General features: G+C 49.4%; 8 protein-coding genes. 2 read left to right on the top strand and 6 right to left on the bottom strand.

Going from position 1 to position 16,620, the window contains the following annotated elements:
- The first annotated feature begins 254 nt into the window (after positions 1–254).
- Together clpA and map are read left to right on the top strand one after the other, a co-directional pair.
- Positions 255–2,624 (top strand): ATP-dependent Clp protease ATP-binding subunit ClpA, encoded by a 2,370-nt coding sequence (gene clpA / locus GOB90_RS00320; protein ID WP_146885243.1) that lies wholly within the window; start codon positions 255–257, stop codon positions 2,622–2,624.
- A 252-nt stretch (positions 2,625–2,876) separates the two neighbouring features.
- Positions 2,877–3,689 (top strand): type I methionyl aminopeptidase, encoded by an 813-nt coding sequence (map, locus tag GOB90_RS00315; RefSeq protein WP_146885241.1) that lies wholly within the window; start codon positions 2,877–2,879, stop codon positions 3,687–3,689.
- Positions 3,690–3,800: 111 nt separating this feature from the next.
- Here map and treY read toward each other — a convergent pair whose 3' ends face one another.
- Genes treY through glgA form a run of 6 tightly spaced genes read right to left on the bottom strand, consistent with a single transcriptional unit; the run spans position 3,801 to position 16,560 of the window.
- Complete coding sequence (gene treY / locus GOB90_RS00310; protein ID WP_146885239.1) at positions 3,801–6,569, bottom strand: malto-oligosyltrehalose synthase; 2,769 nt, start codon at positions 6,567–6,569, stop codon at positions 3,801–3,803.
- Positions 6,566–8,707 (bottom strand): 4-alpha-glucanotransferase, encoded by a 2,142-nt coding sequence (gene malQ, locus GOB90_RS00305; protein ID WP_146885237.1) that lies wholly within the window; start codon positions 8,705–8,707, stop codon positions 6,566–6,568. The genes treY and malQ overlap by 4 nt, the downstream gene beginning before the upstream one ends.
- Positions 8,700–10,490 (bottom strand): malto-oligosyltrehalose trehalohydrolase, encoded by a 1,791-nt coding sequence (gene treZ / locus GOB90_RS00300; RefSeq protein ID WP_146885235.1) that lies wholly within the window; start codon positions 10,488–10,490, stop codon positions 8,700–8,702. Before treZ ends, malQ begins: the two co-directional genes overlap by 8 nt.
- A gap of 24 nt (positions 10,491–10,514) precedes the next feature.
- Positions 10,515–12,638 (bottom strand): glycogen debranching protein GlgX, encoded by a 2,124-nt coding sequence (glgX, locus tag GOB90_RS00295; RefSeq protein ID WP_146885233.1) that lies wholly within the window; start codon positions 12,636–12,638, stop codon positions 10,515–10,517.
- Entirely contained in the window at positions 12,638–14,857 is a 2,220-nt protein-coding gene (gene glgB / locus GOB90_RS00290; RefSeq protein ID WP_146885231.1) for a 1,4-alpha-glucan branching protein GlgB, read from the bottom strand. The genes glgX and glgB overlap by 1 nt, the downstream gene beginning before the upstream one ends.
- A 53-nt stretch (positions 14,858–14,910) precedes the next feature.
- Positions 14,911–16,560 carry a glycogen synthase GlgA gene (gene glgA, locus GOB90_RS00285; RefSeq protein ID WP_146885228.1) on the bottom strand — a complete coding sequence of 550 codons (1,650 nt, stop codon included), beginning with the start codon at positions 16,558–16,560 and terminating at the stop codon, positions 14,911–14,913.
- Positions 16,561–16,620 lie beyond the last annotated feature (60 nt).

Raw genomic sequence — 16,620 nt, 5'->3', positions numbered from 1 at the left:
CTGACTAATGACGCGAAAAAATATCAGGTTAAATGAGTTATTAATTTACTTCACTAACAAGGATAACCTGCTGAAAACCGACACGATACCCGGCTTTTTCTCCCGCGTTACTTAATCGGAAAGGTTACGAAAATTTTTCAGGGGATCTCCGTCTTATGGCTGGCTTTTCTGGCCAAAGCACCCAAATATACTAAGGTCAAAGGTCCTCTGCGGCGTGACCGGATACGCCAACCTAAGAAAGGAGTATCTTAATCATGTTGTCACGCAATCTTGAGCAGACATTGCACCGGGCGCTGACTCTCGCAGGTGAGCGGCACCACGAATATGCTACCCTTGAACATCTTTTGATCGCCCTGATTGATGATGCCGATGCGGTAACTGTGTTTCGCGCCTGTGGCGTGGATCTTGATAAACTTCGCAACGACCTGACGGAATTCCTCGATAAAGATCTTGCTGGTCTGACGTCAGAAAGGCCGACCGAGCCGAAGCCAACTGCTGCCTTTCAGCGCGTTATCCAGCGTGCTGCGATTCATGTTCAGTCCACCGGGCGGGACGAGGTAACCGGGGCCAATGTGCTTGTTGCGCTGTTTGCTGAACGGGAAAGTCACGCGGTGTATTTTCTGCAGCTTCAGGATATGACACGCCTTGATGCCGTAAACTTTATCTCACATGGGATTGCGAAAGCACCCGACCGGAGTGTCCGACGCACAGTCAGCGGTTCTCCTGCGTCTTCTGAAAAAGAAGAATCTGAGCGTGAGGAAAAAGGAAGAGGGCCGCAAAAAGCCAGTGAAGCGCTGTCAACATATTGCGTTGATCTGAACAAAAAAGCCGCTGACGGGAAGATCGACTCACTGATCGGTCGCGATTCCGAGGTCGAGCGGACTATCCAGATTCTTTGTCGTCGAACGAAAAATAATCCGCTCTATGTTGGAGATCCCGGCGTTGGCAAGACGGCTATTGCCGAAGGTCTTGCTAAACGGATTGTGGAGGGTGATGTCCCGGAGGTGCTTCTGAATTCAACGATTTATTCGCTGGATATGGGGACACTGCTTGCGGGTACGCGTTACAGAGGTGACTTCGAAGAACGTCTGAAGGCTGTCGTATCGGAGCTTGATCAGAATCCAGGAGGGATCCTTTTTATCGACGAAATTCATACTGTTATTGGTGCAGGAGCTACATCTGGTGGAGCTATGGACGCTTCTAACCTCCTGAAGCCGGCTCTGGCCGCAGGAACGCTGCGCTGCATCGGATCAACGACCTACAAGGAATTTCGTCAGCACTTCGAAAAAGATCGGGCACTGGTGCGCCGATTCCAGAAAATCGATGTTGAAGAACCGTCTGCTGACGACGCAGTCAAAATTCTTCGTGGTCTTAAAACAAATTACGAAAAGCATCACAAAGTTCGCTATACTGATGACGCTCTCCGCGGAGCCGTGGAGCTTTCTGTTAAATATGTTCACGATCGCAAGCTTCCTGATAAAGCCATTGATATTATCGATGAAGCCGGTGCATCACGCATGCTTCTTCCGGAAAGCAAACGTCGAAAAACAGTCACTTTGCGCGACATTGAAGATGTAATTGCAAAGATTGCCCGCATTCCGGCCAAGACCGTTTCCGCCGACGATAAGGAAGTTCTCAGAACGCTGGAACGTGACCTTAAGAATATGGTTTTCGGTCAGAATAAAGCCATCGAAGCCTTGTCTGATGCGATTAAGCTTTCTCGTGCCGGCCTGCGCGATGCGGAGAAACCGATCGGGAGTTACCTGTTCTCCGGTCCTACCGGGGTTGGTAAAACAGAAGTGGCCCGTCAACTGGCGAACACTCTGGGTATCGAACTGATCCGTTTCGATATGTCTGAATACATGGAACGTCATTCCGTCTCACGGCTTTTAGGCGCTCCTCCCGGCTATGTCGGATTTGACCAGGGAGGGCTGCTTACTGATGCGGTTGATCAGCATCCACATGCCGTTCTGCTGCTTGATGAAATCGAAAAAGCACATCCGGATCTGTTCAATGTTCTGCTTCAGGTTATGGATCATGGTCAGCTCACTGACCACAACGGGAAAATGGTCGATTTCAGGAACGTAATCCTGATCATGACTACAAATGCGGGAGCGGCTGATCTTAGTAAGGAGGCTATCGGCTTTGGTCGTGATTCGCGTGAAGGCGAAGATGAAGAAGCCATTAAAAGGCTTTTCACGCCCGAATTCCGCAACCGGCTCGATGCAATCATACCGTTCAGTAATCTCCTTCCCGAAACTGTCGGGCGTGTTGTCGAGAAATTTATTCTGCAGCTTGAAGCGCAGCTTGCCGATCGGAATGTCATTATTGAGATGTCTTCAGCAGCTAAAGAATGGCTGGCCGAACGCGGTTATGATCGTCTCTACGGAGCAAGACCGCTTGGGCGCGTGATCCAGGAGGCAATCAAGAAGCCACTTTCGGAAGAACTGCTGTTTGGCAAACTGGCCAAAGGCGGAGCTGTTAAAATTTCTGTTAAAGATGGCAAACTCAATTTTGAATTTCTCGAAACAGCACCAGCAACATCGAACGCTGATGATGGAGAAAAAAACGAACGCAACGAGGAAAAAGAAGAGAGTGCCGATCCAGGCAACCTACCTACATAAGCAGGGAAATTACATAGCGGCGCTCACAAAGAGCGCCACTATGTAAGCCGCAATTTTTCTAAGCTAAGAAGCATGTATTATTCTTTTTTAAATACTTTTAGAGATTTAGTTTCTCAGGACAGAGTCCAGAGGTGCAGATATTTTTCGCTGTCAAATATAAAAAATATTGGTTTCCAACATCTGTATTAACCTTGCACCACGAATGTAAAACCGGCAAAATCTAACGCTGTAATTTTACGGATGGGGAAGATCATGGAAGGTGACACAGTGCGCGGTGGAGTTGTGCTTCACGATGAAGCAGACTTCGTCGGCCTGAGAGCAGCGGGCAGACTGGCCGCGATGACACTGGATATGATTACAAGTCACGTGAAAGCCGGCGTAACAACAGGCGAACTTGATGATCTCATTCACAGGTTTATGATTGATCATGATTCTGTACCTGCGACCCTTAATTACAGAGGTTATCCGAAGTCATCCTGCATTTCGTTAAACCATGTTGTTTGCCATGGAATACCCGGAGAAAGGGTATTAAACGATGGCGATATTTTAAATATTGACGTTACCTGCATATTGAATGGCTGGTTTGGTGACAGCAGTCGTATGTATGTTGTTGGCAACACCTTGATAAAAGCTAAAAAACTTATCGACGTCACATATGATTCCATGATGGCCGGCATCTCTGCCGTCAAACCCGGAGCGACGCTCGGGGATATTGGTTATGCCATTCAAAAACTTGCCGAGTCTCACAGATTTTCTGTTGTCCGGGATTTCTGCGGACATGGCATTGGACGCACATTCCATGCTCCCCCCAATATTCTGCACTATGGTCGCCCAGGTGAGGGAATGAAATTGAAAGCCGGAATGGTTTTTACCATTGAACCTATGATTAATATCGGGAAGCCCGATGTTAAAATTCTTGATGATGGCTGGACAGCAGTGACACGTGACCGATCGCTCACAGCACAATTCGAACATATGCTCGGCGTTACTGAGACGGGATATGAGATATTCACACTATCTCCCGGAGGTTATACCCGACCACCCTATCCCGATCATCAGGAGTGATACTCTTTTCAGAATAATCCTTATGAAAATTCGGGCATAAGGAGGATCTGTCCGGATGTAATTTCTCCCCGGCTTCTTTCTTCAATACCGTTTTCTTCTACGAGGTTTCTGTCAGGATTCCATTATGAAACATTCGACAGGCGCCATATCAGCTCTGATTAAATGAACAGCTTCTGATCCGACATGAAGTTTATGTTCTTGGCGGATTACACTTGACCAGATTCCATAACTGCTTTCAGGAAGATAAACCGGGCCAGGCATCGTTGTGAGCGTTAGTGTCTCTTCGTCTGGCTTCAGATTCAGAACATGTCTTGGTGCTATGACCAGAAGCTGTGTGTTTTTGTATACTCTGCGAAATATAATAAGATGTCCGTTACTGGCGTCTACCGGTTCATACGACCCACGAGCGAAGAGGTCCGGATAACTGGCGCGGCATCGCAGAAGCGCATAGATGAGAGCGAACTTGACTGATCCGTCACGCCATTGGCCTGTAGCTTTCTCGAAATCATGCTTGTTTCGTAGCAATTCCGTGCGTACGGCATAATCAACACTTCTGCGATTATCCGGATCAACCAGACTGAAATCCCAGAGTTCGCATCCCTGATAAAGATCGGGCATTCCGGGCGTTGTCAAACGCAGCAATGTTTGCGAGAGACTGTTTAATGCGGCAGCGGGTGCTATATATTTCAGAAATGCTGTCATTTCAGATATAAATACTGGCGAAAGTTCCGGGTTCAGTAATGTCGCAAGATAATTCTGACATGCAGTCTCATAAGCATCGTCGGGATCGAGCCAGGATGTGTGGCGCTTTCCTTCACGTAAAGCTTTTGTAAACCATGCTGAAAGGCGACCGGCCAGAGTTTCGGGACTGCCATCAAGTGGCCAGATACCCAGTAAAGTTTGATAGAGCATCAGAGCGTCGATACGGTCAGGACCGGACCGCCCGACAAGACTCTCCAGCCAATATTGAACAAGTATATACCATTGCCCAGCCGCTTCACTGATGACAGCTATTCTCATGCGACTGTCTTCACCCCGTTTATGGTCGTGGGTCGCAGTAGTAATCATGGTATCAGGATAATTCAGCAATCGTCGGGCACACGACGCATGAAAAAATGAGACTGATGAAGCAAGTGTACCCGGGTTACTACCAACTTCATTGCGCGAAATCAGGCGCACATATCGATAGAATGCCGTATCTTCGACAGACTTTGCTGCCAGTGGTGCCGTCAGATGCTCAAACGCCCGCTGAGCCGCCCGGATGGCAGGACACGGCACAGCTTCAGGCGGAGATCTGAGTATGGTTACAATGCGCCTGAGAAGGCTGTGCAGCGAGGCTCGGAGTTTTGGCAGGCTTTGCGTTACAGCCTCATCCAGTGCTATCTGATCGGCATAATGATCACAGATCATATCATCCGCGTAGTATGTCCGATATCGCCCAAAATAACGAAGGACGACACGCATTACCTCCGCGATGGCTGCTTCGGTATTGTCGCAGATAGCACTTCCATTATCCTCTAGATTGCTTGTCTTCAGGGCTTCGGCGATACGCGAAATAAGCTTGGCGAATTCCGTCGGGAATAAAGAAGAAAGAATCTCATCACGGGCATTTAGCTCGATATCGGTAAGGGTTGAGTTTTCACTGGCACATGCTTCCCAAAGCGCATCAAGTTTCTTTCTGCCATTTTCATCATGGAGCACAGCAGAAACCTGATCCATAAATTCGTAGCCTGTCGTGCCGTTTACACGCCACGTCGGTGAGAGATGTTCCATCTCTCCCAGAATTTTCTCGACATAAATGACACTATGATCAGATACGTCCGACGGACGTAAATAAGCGACACGCGCAAAGCGATCATGAAGTCTGTCGCAATATACTGCGGGTGCAGTCAGGCCATCAATATGATCGACCCTGACTCCATCAATAAGACCTTCTGCAAACAGCGAGACGATATAAGCATGTGTGGCATCGAAAACGGCTACACGTTCAACTGCGATGGCTCCGAGTTCCGTATTATCAAAAAAACGTCTCCAGTTCAGAGTTTCATTTGCCAGCCTCCACCATGTAGCTACCCAGTTTTGTTTCCCGATCAGATGATGAAGTTTCTCGCGGCCGGAAACCGTTTCTGGATTATGGAATAATATGATCTCAGATATAGCTTTCCGGCCATTTTCTGTACGACTCCAGGCGGAAAGCATCATAAGTGTGCAGGCCATATCTGCATCCGGTTCCGCGCGCTCTGCTACCGCACAAAATGCGGCACACAAAGATGGCGGTGCGGCAACCCGTTTAAGTAATGCTCCGTAATAAGCAGGGCATACAGTGAATCTGTGGTGATGGTGGCAGATAAAAAAACAGCCTGTTTCGCAATCAAATTTTAACTGTAAGCCCCCCTCTGACAGGGCCTGTTCATAAGGGCGATCCAGAAACGGCAGAATGATTTTTCCGGTCATCTCTCCCACGGAACTATCCCAGTTAATATCGAAAAATCTGGCGTAAGAACTCGCCTGCCCCCAGGCGAGCACGTCTTCCCACCAGACATTTCCCTCCCCGCCAACCGCCATATGGTTGGGCACAATATCAAGAATCAATCCCATTCCGTGATTACGCAACACAGCTACCAGATGACGAAGTGAGCTTTCTCCACCCAGTGCCGGGTCGACGCATCCGTAATCGAGAATGTCATAGCCGTGAGCAGATCCGGGACGGCTGCGAAACAGAGGAGACGCATAAAGATGGCTAATACCAAGCGCTGAAAAATAAGGGATCAGATGGGCAGCATCATCGAGCGTAAAGCCCTGCCGGAATTGAAGCCTCACCGTTGCCCGAATAGAAATATCTGTCTGCGATCTATGCGTCGTATGGCATTCAGCGCTCATCGTTCAGGTCTTTCCGACCGCAATGCAGCCAGCCGTTTTAAAACTGCTCGCCGTGATAAAAGTGATTTACTAACGTTTGGGTAACGTCTGCACCAGTTTGGGTGTACCGCAATCGTGCCGGGAATATTCGGTTGCTCCGACAATCCCAGAAGGTCTTCAACCGGAATAATTGCGACAGGACAATCAGTGCCGCCGACAAAGCGGATTACCTTATCGACAATCTCTTCTGCTCCCGCTTCGGAGATTTCCGGAATCCGGTTGCTTTGTCGCCTGCCCTCTTGATCCGCTTTTTCACCAGACGGCTTCGCGTAATCACCTGAACTTCCGTCCCCTACCCTTTTCGCTTCCGGTGTCAGCGCCTCCCATAAAGCCTGACGATCACGCTCTCTCGTCTTCTTTGCTTTATTGAGTTCCGCATCTGAATGGATCAGTCCAAGCTTTTCGCGCCATGAAATATCATTACCCTGCCACCAGCCTGCGATAGTAGGAAGATCATGTGTGGTCGTCATAGCCACGGATGTTTTCGACCAGTGTTCCGGCGGGAGAAACGCACCATTTACGTCGCGCTGGAAGGGAAGAACATTCATCCCAAGCACATCGTGCTGCGTGGCTGCCCGCCGAAATCCAGGTCTGACCGTGCCCAGATCCTCTCCGATAACTACGGCGGCGGCTCTGTTAGCCTCAAGAGCCACAAGTCGGAGGAGATCATCGCGAGGGTAAGTAAGGTAGGCACCATCCCTGGGGTGTGCGCCTGCGGGGATGACCCAAAGCCTTTCAAGGGCCATCACATGATCGATACGCAGGCCACCGCCATAAGAAAAACCTGATCTTAGCATTCCGATGAAGGTCTGATATCCGGTGGTTCTTAGCGCGCCAGGCGAGTAAGTCGTCAGCCCCCAGTTCTGGCCGTCCTGACTCAGCGCATCCGGGGGCGCTCCGATTGACAACCCGATAAGATGATCTGCCTGACCTGCCCAGCATTCGCTCCCCGCCGGATCGACGCCGACGGCCAGGTCTCCGATCAGACCTATTTTCATATTCTCCTTTTTTGCCGCAGCTTTCGCCTTCGAAAGACTTCTCGCTGCAAGCCATTGAAGGAATTTGTGAAAATCCACCTCACGCGACATATCATCAGCAAAACGCCTGACCTCAGGAGTAGCGGGGCTGCGGATTGGTGGTGGCCATACTCTCCAGTCGCCACCCGCCAATCCGCGTCGAAGCTCTCTGGCATGTAACGCCTCGAAAACGGCATGCTGATGCAATGGTTCTCCACCCGACCGGACAAAATCAGAAAAGTCTTTCAGTTTTCCTTCCGTGACGTGATGATCATAAAGAGCCCGAAACAATTTCAGACGACATCCGGCTGAAGCTGACCAGTTGACGAAATCTTCTGCTTCCAACCGGTCAATCACATTTTGCGAGAGCTGAGCATGTTGCATCGCTGCCCTGATTATAGCAGCATCGAAAACAGCATCCGGATCAGCAAGAAAAATATTAAGGAAAAGCCTGCTGGAGGGGGAATAAGGGCTGTATTGTTCAGGCCTCGCCGCAAACATAGCATGAACAGGACTAAGCATCAGTACGTCTGCTCCTGCGCGGCCAGCGAGGTGCGCCATTTCAGCAACTGCGCCGAAATGGCCCATCCCCCGGTCACCGCGTTGTCTCAGGCTATAAATCTGAGCTGACAGCCCCCAGCAACGAGAGATTTTATGACTTGCAGGTCCCGAAGATGGCACTGGAGCAACCGCAAGAACTGTCTCCTGATCTTCAATAATAAGTTTGTGATAACCAACGACCTGGACAGGAGGCAATAGAAATCCACCTCTGTGCGACAGAGTCAAATCCCCCTCTGTTGTCTCACCATTCTCAAGTATAAGTATGAATTTTATAGTTTTCTCTGCAACATTACCGAAATTTTTTATCTTGTTTTCTATTGGAACCGGTGTCGCCGAATTTTCATCCGTAACAATCATAGGAGGCAGAAATGCAAGAGAACAAGTCTCCTGGGAGGTTTTGAGAACAGTCAAAATTTCTCGTAAACTTTCCTGAGAAACACGTCTTGGTATTCCCTGAGCATCTGTCCATCTCGACTTCAGCCCGAAGGACGCCGCACGTCTGGAAAGAGCTTCGTCAGACATTCGTTGCCTCCTGTAACCAGACAGTTATGCTCCGGGGTGACAAACGGCCAGAATCGTTTGAAGCAGGGCGTGCATAGATCAGATTTTCATTTGAAATTTCAGCAAATAATAAAAACGATGTTCCGAAATTCACGGCTATTGTAAGTCGGGCTCCATTACTCATAATCCAGTGAGCTGCCACACCCATCTTCAGTCCGCTGCTCTTCTCCGAAAGAATAACAACACCAGAACTACGAGCACCATTTAGCCTGGGTATAATAAAATTATGACGAATCTTAAGTAATTCTTTGGTTAAATTCAGCCACTCTGCATGTTCAGCCACATTCACTTGTGATATATCCGGACGTGACCTTTCAAATGTGTCTTGCTCATTTGGATCTGGAATCAGTTTACGTCTTTCAGGCTCATGGAAATAACTGAAAGATGCAAATTCATTTCTCCTTCCCTCCCTGACAATTTTCCCCAGTTCGCCTGTATGGCTGGTGAAAAAGAAAAAAGGCGTGCGACATCCCCACTCCTCTCCGAAAAATAAAAGCGGAATCTGGGGTGACAGAAGCATCAAGGCATAAGCGGCCTTTAAAGCATCAGGATCTGCGAGAACAGTAAGCCGCTCTCCCATGGCGCGATTTCCGGCCTGATCGTGGTTCTGAAGAAAAAAAATGAATTTCTCTGCAGAAAGATCGCTGCTTTGAGAACCACGTGATTTTCCAGTCACAGGGGACATCTGGCCCTGAAAACAAAAACCGTCCCGAAGAACCTTTGCCAGGGACGTGAGCGGTGACTCAGAAAAATTACCGTAATATCCTTCATGTTCTCCGGTGAGAATGACATGCAGTGCATTATGTGCATCATCATTCCACTGAGCCGTAAACCCCTTCCTCAATAATCCTGCGTCATTATTTTCGTTCTCAAGAATTAAATGAACAAATCGCCCATCTTCTACAGTCTCTTCTACAATTTGACGCAGTTTTAAAAGCCAGTTTCGTTCAGATATAGCCTGTACAGCGTCCAGACGAAGCCCATCAAACCGGAATTCCATAATCCAGTAAAGCGCATTATCGATAAAATAGTCACACACTTCCTGACGCGTAAAATTGATCGAAGAACCCCACGCGGTCTGTTTATTTTTTTTGAAAAAAGATTGTGCATAAAGCGGGATATAATTCCCGTCGGGTCCAAAATGATTATAGACCACATCAAGAAATATCATAAGACCAAGACTGTGCGCCTGATCAATGAGATATTTGAGTTCGTCTGGCGTGCCATAAGAGGATTCAGGGGCAAATGGGAATACGCCGTCATAGCCCCAGTTTCTCGCGCCAGGAAATTCAGACAAGGGCATCAGTTCAATGGCGGTGATGCCCAGTTCCGCAAGTCGGGGCAAATCTTCCGCAAGCTTCATGTACCCGCCGCATAATCCGACATGAACTTCATAGATGACCGCCTGTTCCCATGGGCGCCCCTGCCATTGGGCGTTTTTCCATTTATAAGAAGCAGGATCCACAACAAGACTGGGCCCATGCACATCCTCAGGCTGGGCACAGGACGCAGGATCAGGCACCGCGACATCGGACGAAATGCGATAACGATAACGAACCCCGTCTCCGCTAAATGTTTCGCACCGAAACCAGCCACTGTCTTCAGCATCCATGACCACCGCCACATGTCCTTCACGTTCAAGGATCACGGCCGAACACGACGGGGCCCATAAACGAAATCTCGTATGCTGAGGTCCGATTAATATCGCACCCTGCCGCCGGGGATATCGGAAGATTTCTGACATACGGTCGCTTCTCCCATATACTGATTATGTAATGGCTTCACCTGTATCGAGTTGCAGCAAAACTACAGAATGCGCCGGCACCATGAGCCTGCTTTGTCCGTCGGCAGCAGGCATTATCACCTGTTCTTCCTCATGCTCGTCTTCCGCACTATTAGCCAACACCAGCCAGTGTTCGCCCGGACCGGGGAGAATGCATTCTCTGTCCAGGTTTCCTGGATTTAACAACAGATAAGTGACATCAAGTATTTTCACGTTTTCTGAAGCACGCCTTACTCCCAGAAAACTATGCTCTTCGCTATCCCAGTTTTCAACGGACATTGGGTTGCCATCCGCATTGAACCAGGCGATATCGGGCAATCCGGGACGCGGTTCATGACGTCCATGCATATAACGCGATACGCGCAGAGACGAATGCGTTTTTCGAAGCATTATGAGTCGCTTCGTGAAATCGTACATCTTTCGACCTCGCGTTTTTTCCAGAAGAGACCAGTCTAACCAGGATGTTTCATTATCCTGACAATAAGTATTATTATTTCCTTTTTGCGTCTGCCCGAATTCATCCCCGGCTAAAATCATTGGCGTGCCGTGGGAAAACAGCAATGTCGCCATCATTGAACGACGGATCAGGTCTCGTTTCGCAATAATGTCAGCGTCATCAGACGGGCCTTCCATTCCTTGGTTACTGCTATAATTTTCCTCCGCTCCGTCACGACTGTCTTCACCATTGGCCTCATTATGGCGTTCTGTGTAACTCACGACATCCATCAGCGTGAAACCATCATGAGCGGTTATGAAATTGACGCTCGTAGAGGGACGTCTGCCCTGTTTATCGAAGAGATCTCCCGACCCCGCGAGCCGGGCAGCCATATCGCCCTGCAGCTTTGTGTCGCCACGCCAGAAACGACGCGCTGTATCACGAAATCTGTCGTTCCACTCCATAAAACCGGGAGGAAAATTTCCGACCTGATAACCACCCGGACCAGGGTCCCATGGTTCCGCGATCAGTTTACGAGTCGAAAGAACAGGATCCTGCCGGATCGCATCAAGAAACCCTGATCGTTGATCATAGCCATAATCTTCACGCGCCAGGATAACTGCGAGATCAAATCTGAATCCGTCAATATTAAATTCTGTTGTCCAGTAACGCAAAGAGTCAAGCACCATCTGCATCACGCGCGGATGGGACAGGTTTAATGTATTTCCGCAACCCGTGTCATTGATGTAATGACGCTCTGCTTCCGAAACCAGTCTGTAATAACTGGCGTTATCCAAACCACGATAACAGAGGGTTGGCCCGAGTTCATTGCCTTCGCAGGTATGATTATAGACAACATCCATAATCACCTCGATCCCTGCCGAATGTAGCCGCCTTATCGCCACCCGGAAATCTTCAATATTTCCACGCCCGATGTATGAAAGTTGAGGAGAAAAAAAAGAGAGCGTGTTATACCCCCAGAAATTCGTCACTCCCCGTTCAATAAGAAACCGATCTGTAACGAACGACTGTACCGGCAGAAGCTCCAGCGTGGTGATGCCAAGTTTCGTGAGATATTCGATAAAACGAGGATCGGATAAAGCGCGGAATGTTCCCCTCTGAAGCTTTGGGATATCCTCTCTCAGCATCGAAAGACCGCGCAGATGCGCTTCCAGCACGATCATCTCATCCCGTAGGACATCCGGTCCTGTATCTCCGGGCCAGTGATTCCGCATTTGTGTTACACAACATTTTGGCATTGCCGAAGCACTGTCACGTCTGTCGAAAGATAAATCAGAACGTGCCGAATTGACCCGATATCCAAACAACGCATCGGTCCAGTGCAAGTCACTGGTCAGTTCCCGCGCATATGGATCAATCAGTAGTTTATGCGGGTTGAAACGGTGACCTTTTAATGGCTCATATGGCCCAAACGCACGAAAACCATAAAGTAAGCCGGGTTCTGCATTCGGAAGATAACCATGCCAGATTTCATCAGTATATTCCGGAAGACGAAGACGACTGATCTCTTTACGACCAGCCTCATCAAAAAGGCAAAGATCAATTCTTGTAGCATTAGCTGAAAAGACTGCAAAATTTACGCCATAACCATCATAAGTTGATCCCATAGGCCACGGTTTACCAGGCAACAGAATGGACGGTATCGGGTGCATTAAAACTCCGGAAAAACAGGGGACAAGACCAGGACGGCAAGTGGGGGTAAGGTTATTTCACAAGACCAGGTATATCCATGTGACGGTTGCTCCACAGCGTTCACGCCACCGCCATTTCCGGCATTACTTCCGCCATATATTTTTCCATCAGTATTGATGAGTTCGTGCCACCTTCCTCCGGAAGGCACGCCAACTTTGTAATGATATCTGACCACCGGAGTCATATTCCACACAACAACAACCGGCACACCATTTTCTGCAAAACGCAGCCAGGCTAACACTGAGTTATTGACATCATCACCGATCACCCAGGAAAATCCTTTGGGGTCACAATCCAGTTCATGCAATGCCGGACAAACGCGCAGCAGATGATTAAGATCCCTGACCAGAATCTGCATTCCAGCTTTAAGTGGATCTTCTAAAGCCTTCCAGTCAATCTCCGCGTCATGATTCCACTCGCGCTGTTGTGCAATTTCTGAGCCCATAAAGAGAAGTTTCTTGCCTGGATGGCACCACATAAAAGCAAGATAAGACCGCAGGCCGGCATGCTTCTGCCAGTGATCGCCAGGCATGCGGGCAATCAAAGAACCCTTTCCGTGCGTTACTTCATCGTGTGACAGGCTAAGCACGAAATGTTCCGAAAAAGCATAATGCACTCCGAACAGCACTTCAGAAAGATGGTGTCCCCGCCAGACAGGGTCACGCTGGATGAAGGTCAGTGTATCGTGCATCCATCCCATATTCCATTTAAACGAGAAGCCAAGTCCACCTTCGGCCGTCGTGCGTGTCACGCCCGGCCAGGAAGTGGATTCCTCAGCAATAACAAGCGCGTCCGGGACTTCTCTTCTGACTGCATCATTAAGTTCCCTGATGAAATCAGCAGCTTCAAGATTTTCTCGTCCGCCGTAAATATTGGGAATCCAGTTACCATCATTACGACTGTAATCCCGGTAAAGCATGGATGCGACGGCATCCACGCGCAGACCGTCAACGTGATATTGCTCCAGCCACATCAGAGCACTTGAGATCAAAAATGAACGGACTTCATGACGTCCGAAATTATAGATCAACGTATTCCAGTCCCGATGCACACCTTCACGAGGGTCCTGATGTTCAAACAGTGCCGTACCATCGAAACATGCCAACCCATGAACATCATTCGGGAAATGAGCAGGAACCCAGTCAAGAATAACACCCAGCCTTTCCCTGTGACATGCATCGATAAACTCCGCGAATTCAGCAGGAGTGCCATGCCTGGCTGACGGAGCGAACAGGCCCAGTGACTGATATCCCCAGGACCCTCCAAACGGATACTCCATGATGGGAAGGAGTTCGATATGGGTGAACCCATTTTCAATTGCGTAAGGAATCAGTTCTTGTATCAGATCGCTCCAGGTCGCCACGCGGTCAGGATCGCCTGCCGGGCGACGCCATGACGGCACATGCACTTCGTAAATCGAAATCGGTGCAGACGGAGAATGTCGCGCCGACCTTGATCTCATCCATTCGTCATCTTTCCACTCGAATGTTGTACCGCTGGCCACAACAGATGCCGTTGCCGGCGGTCTTTCAGAAAATTTTGCAAAAGGATCGGCTTTCTGAGGAAGAATCAGGCCATCTTTTTGCATAATTTCAAATTTATATCGTTCGCCGGCGCCAATATGCGGGATGAAGATTTCCCAGATACCTGCCGTATGTCGCAGTCGCATCGGATGTCGTCGGCTATCCCATATATTAAAGTCGCCAATAACCGACACCCTGTGCGCATTGGGGGCCCATACGGCAAACCTGACCCCTGCGACACCATGAATAACCATAGGGTGAGCACCCAGCATTCTGTCCGGATGACAGGTTTTCCCCTGCTGAAATGAGCGCAGATCATCTTCATTAAGCAGAGGGCCAAAAGAATAAGGATCCTCTGCTTCCTCAACAGCATCCGCCCATACGATGCGAAAATGGTAGCGCGCTCCAGCGGGAATAATGCCGATATACATACCGGTATCATCGACGGGTCTCATTGCTCGCTCAACCGGCGCCGACCGGGGGCGTTGCAAAACCAGCCTGACTTTTGCGGCATCAGGACAGAACGCTCTGACGACGTCAACTTTACCTGCATTATGCCGCCCCAGAACAGCAAACGGATCGGCACAACGCCCGGCAAGAAGGTCTTCAGTCTGATCCGGAACGATATAGAGCGACTCATCCTGTTTACGCGTCACCAGCCTGCTCCCGGACTCATTCTGCAATCAAGGCGTTCAGTTCATATGGCCTGTCATGACTTCATCATCAGCCCTGGCCTCGTTACTCCAGGCTTTCTTGCAATTTGTCTTTTGGGGCTGGCCTGTTTCACGATTTTTCGTCCACCACTTGTTGCGGGTGTCAGACGAATGACTTTACGATCTTCCTGATCCACTATTTCAACACCGGACAATTTTGCAAAAAGCCTTACATACTGCACCGCCTTCCCGCGCCATGATACATCGGTGAACGCACCGTTTCTCTGCAGACGCAGCCATGATTCCCGGTCATTTCTGAATAAATTGCGAGCTCGTTCTGTTGCTGATACGAGCGAAACGGGATCGTCAGGTGAAAACAAAAACCCGGTCGCAACGCCATGGCTGACAGCTGCCTCATTGGCATCAACAATAGTATCAGCAAGACCACCCACCCGTGATACAATCGGCACAGCGCCGTAGCGCAACGCACAAAGCTGCGTCAGTCCGCACGGTTCAAATCTTGAAGGCACAAGCAGAGCATCGACAGAAGCCTGCATGCGATGCCCGAGTTCCTCGCTATATCCAAGATGGCATGCAAAACGCCGGGGATACTTTCTCTGAAGAGAGGAAAGAGCGCGGTGAATCGCATTTTCTCCTTCACCGACCACGATAACCTGCGTATCAGAGCGCAGGAGGGATTCCATGATTTCCGGAAGAAGATCGATCCCTTTCTGTCGTGTCAGACGACTGACAATACCAACAAGAAAAGAATTTCTGTCCTGGGGAAGGCCGAATTCGGACTGAAAATTCAATTTATTCGAAAGACGGGCTATTACATCTCCAACCATATAAGGAAACCGCACAACGGGGTCCCGGGCAGGATTCCAGACAGATGTATCGATACCATTGAGAATGCCACTCAGACGATCAACGCGTGAGCGAAGAAGCCCGTCGAAGCCCATGCCCCATTCCGCACTCTGGATTTCCAGCGCATAGGTTGGAGAGACCGTTGTAATCCAGTCGCAAAAAAACAGTCCGGCCTTCAGAAAACTGATGCGGCCATAAAACTCGCAGCCATCGACAGACAGTGCTTCCGGTGGCAGACCGAACTGCTCCAGATCCTCCGCCGGAAAACTGCCCTGAAAAGCCAGATTGTGAATTGTCTGTACAACACGGGGACAATGTGGCATCCCGTTTTCAATGCAGGATTTTTCACCATCGTAATGCAGATACGCCGCAGTCAGACCAGCCTGCCAGTCATGAGTCTGTATGATATCAGGATGATAGTTTTTGATGAGGCCCTGACCGATGAAAGCGGCCGCACGCGCAAGAGCAGCGAAGCGAACACCATTATCCGCCCAGTCGCCTCCGTCCGGACCCAGATAGGGATTTCCGGATCTGTCATATAATTCGGGAATATCCAGCACAAGGAGAGTGTTTTCTTCAATCACACATGCCCAGACAAGCGCATCGTATCCGAGAATATCGGGGAGCCGTATTGCCGCTCTGTTCACCTGGCTCACCGCTGCAATGACTGATGGATATCCCGGAAGCAGTGTGCGTACCTCGACCCCGTAATTCAACAAAGCACCAGGAAACGATGCGACGACATCTCCGAGACCACCCGTTTTAACAAACGGAAACATCTCGGACGCAACCGAGAGGACATGAATCGGACGAGCTAGCATCGACGCTGCAGAGGCCATCGTTTTATTGTCCTGTCAGCTATTCGCATTCTGGCTTCAGACGGTCATTAAGTTGCCTTC

Origin of the sequence: Acetobacter oeni (genome assembly GCF_011516825.1) — a bacterium.
GTDB classification, from domain to species: Bacteria; Pseudomonadota; Alphaproteobacteria; order Acetobacterales; family Acetobacteraceae; genus Acetobacter; species Acetobacter oeni.
The sequence above is the reverse complement of the archived record's forward strand: the minus strand, read 5'-3'. Positions and strand labels throughout refer to the sequence as shown.

Bases quoted from the DNA above. Each gene is read 5' to 3' on its own strand.
- treZ (WP_146885235.1), bottom strand. From the start codon at position 10,490: ATGTCAGAAATCTTCCGATATCCCCGGCGGCAGGGTGCGATATTAATC.
- map (WP_146885241.1), top strand. From the start codon at position 2,877: ATGGAAGGTGACACAGTGCGCGGTGGAGTTGTGCTTCACGATGAAGCA.
- clpA (WP_146885243.1), top strand. From the start codon at position 255: ATGTTGTCACGCAATCTTGAGCAGACATTGCACCGGGCGCTGACTCTC.
- glgX (WP_146885233.1), bottom strand. From the start codon at position 12,638: ATGCACCCGATACCGTCCATTCTGTTGCCTGGTAAACCGTGGCCTATG.
- malQ (WP_146885237.1), bottom strand. From the start codon at position 8,707: ATGTCTGACGAAGCTCTTTCCAGACGTGCGGCGTCCTTCGGGCTGAAG.
- treY (WP_146885239.1), bottom strand. From the start codon at position 6,569: ATGAGCGCTGAATGCCATACGACGCATAGATCGCAGACAGATATTTCT.
- glgA (WP_146885228.1), bottom strand. From the start codon at position 16,560: ATGGCCTCTGCAGCGTCGATGCTAGCTCGTCCGATTCATGTCCTCTCG.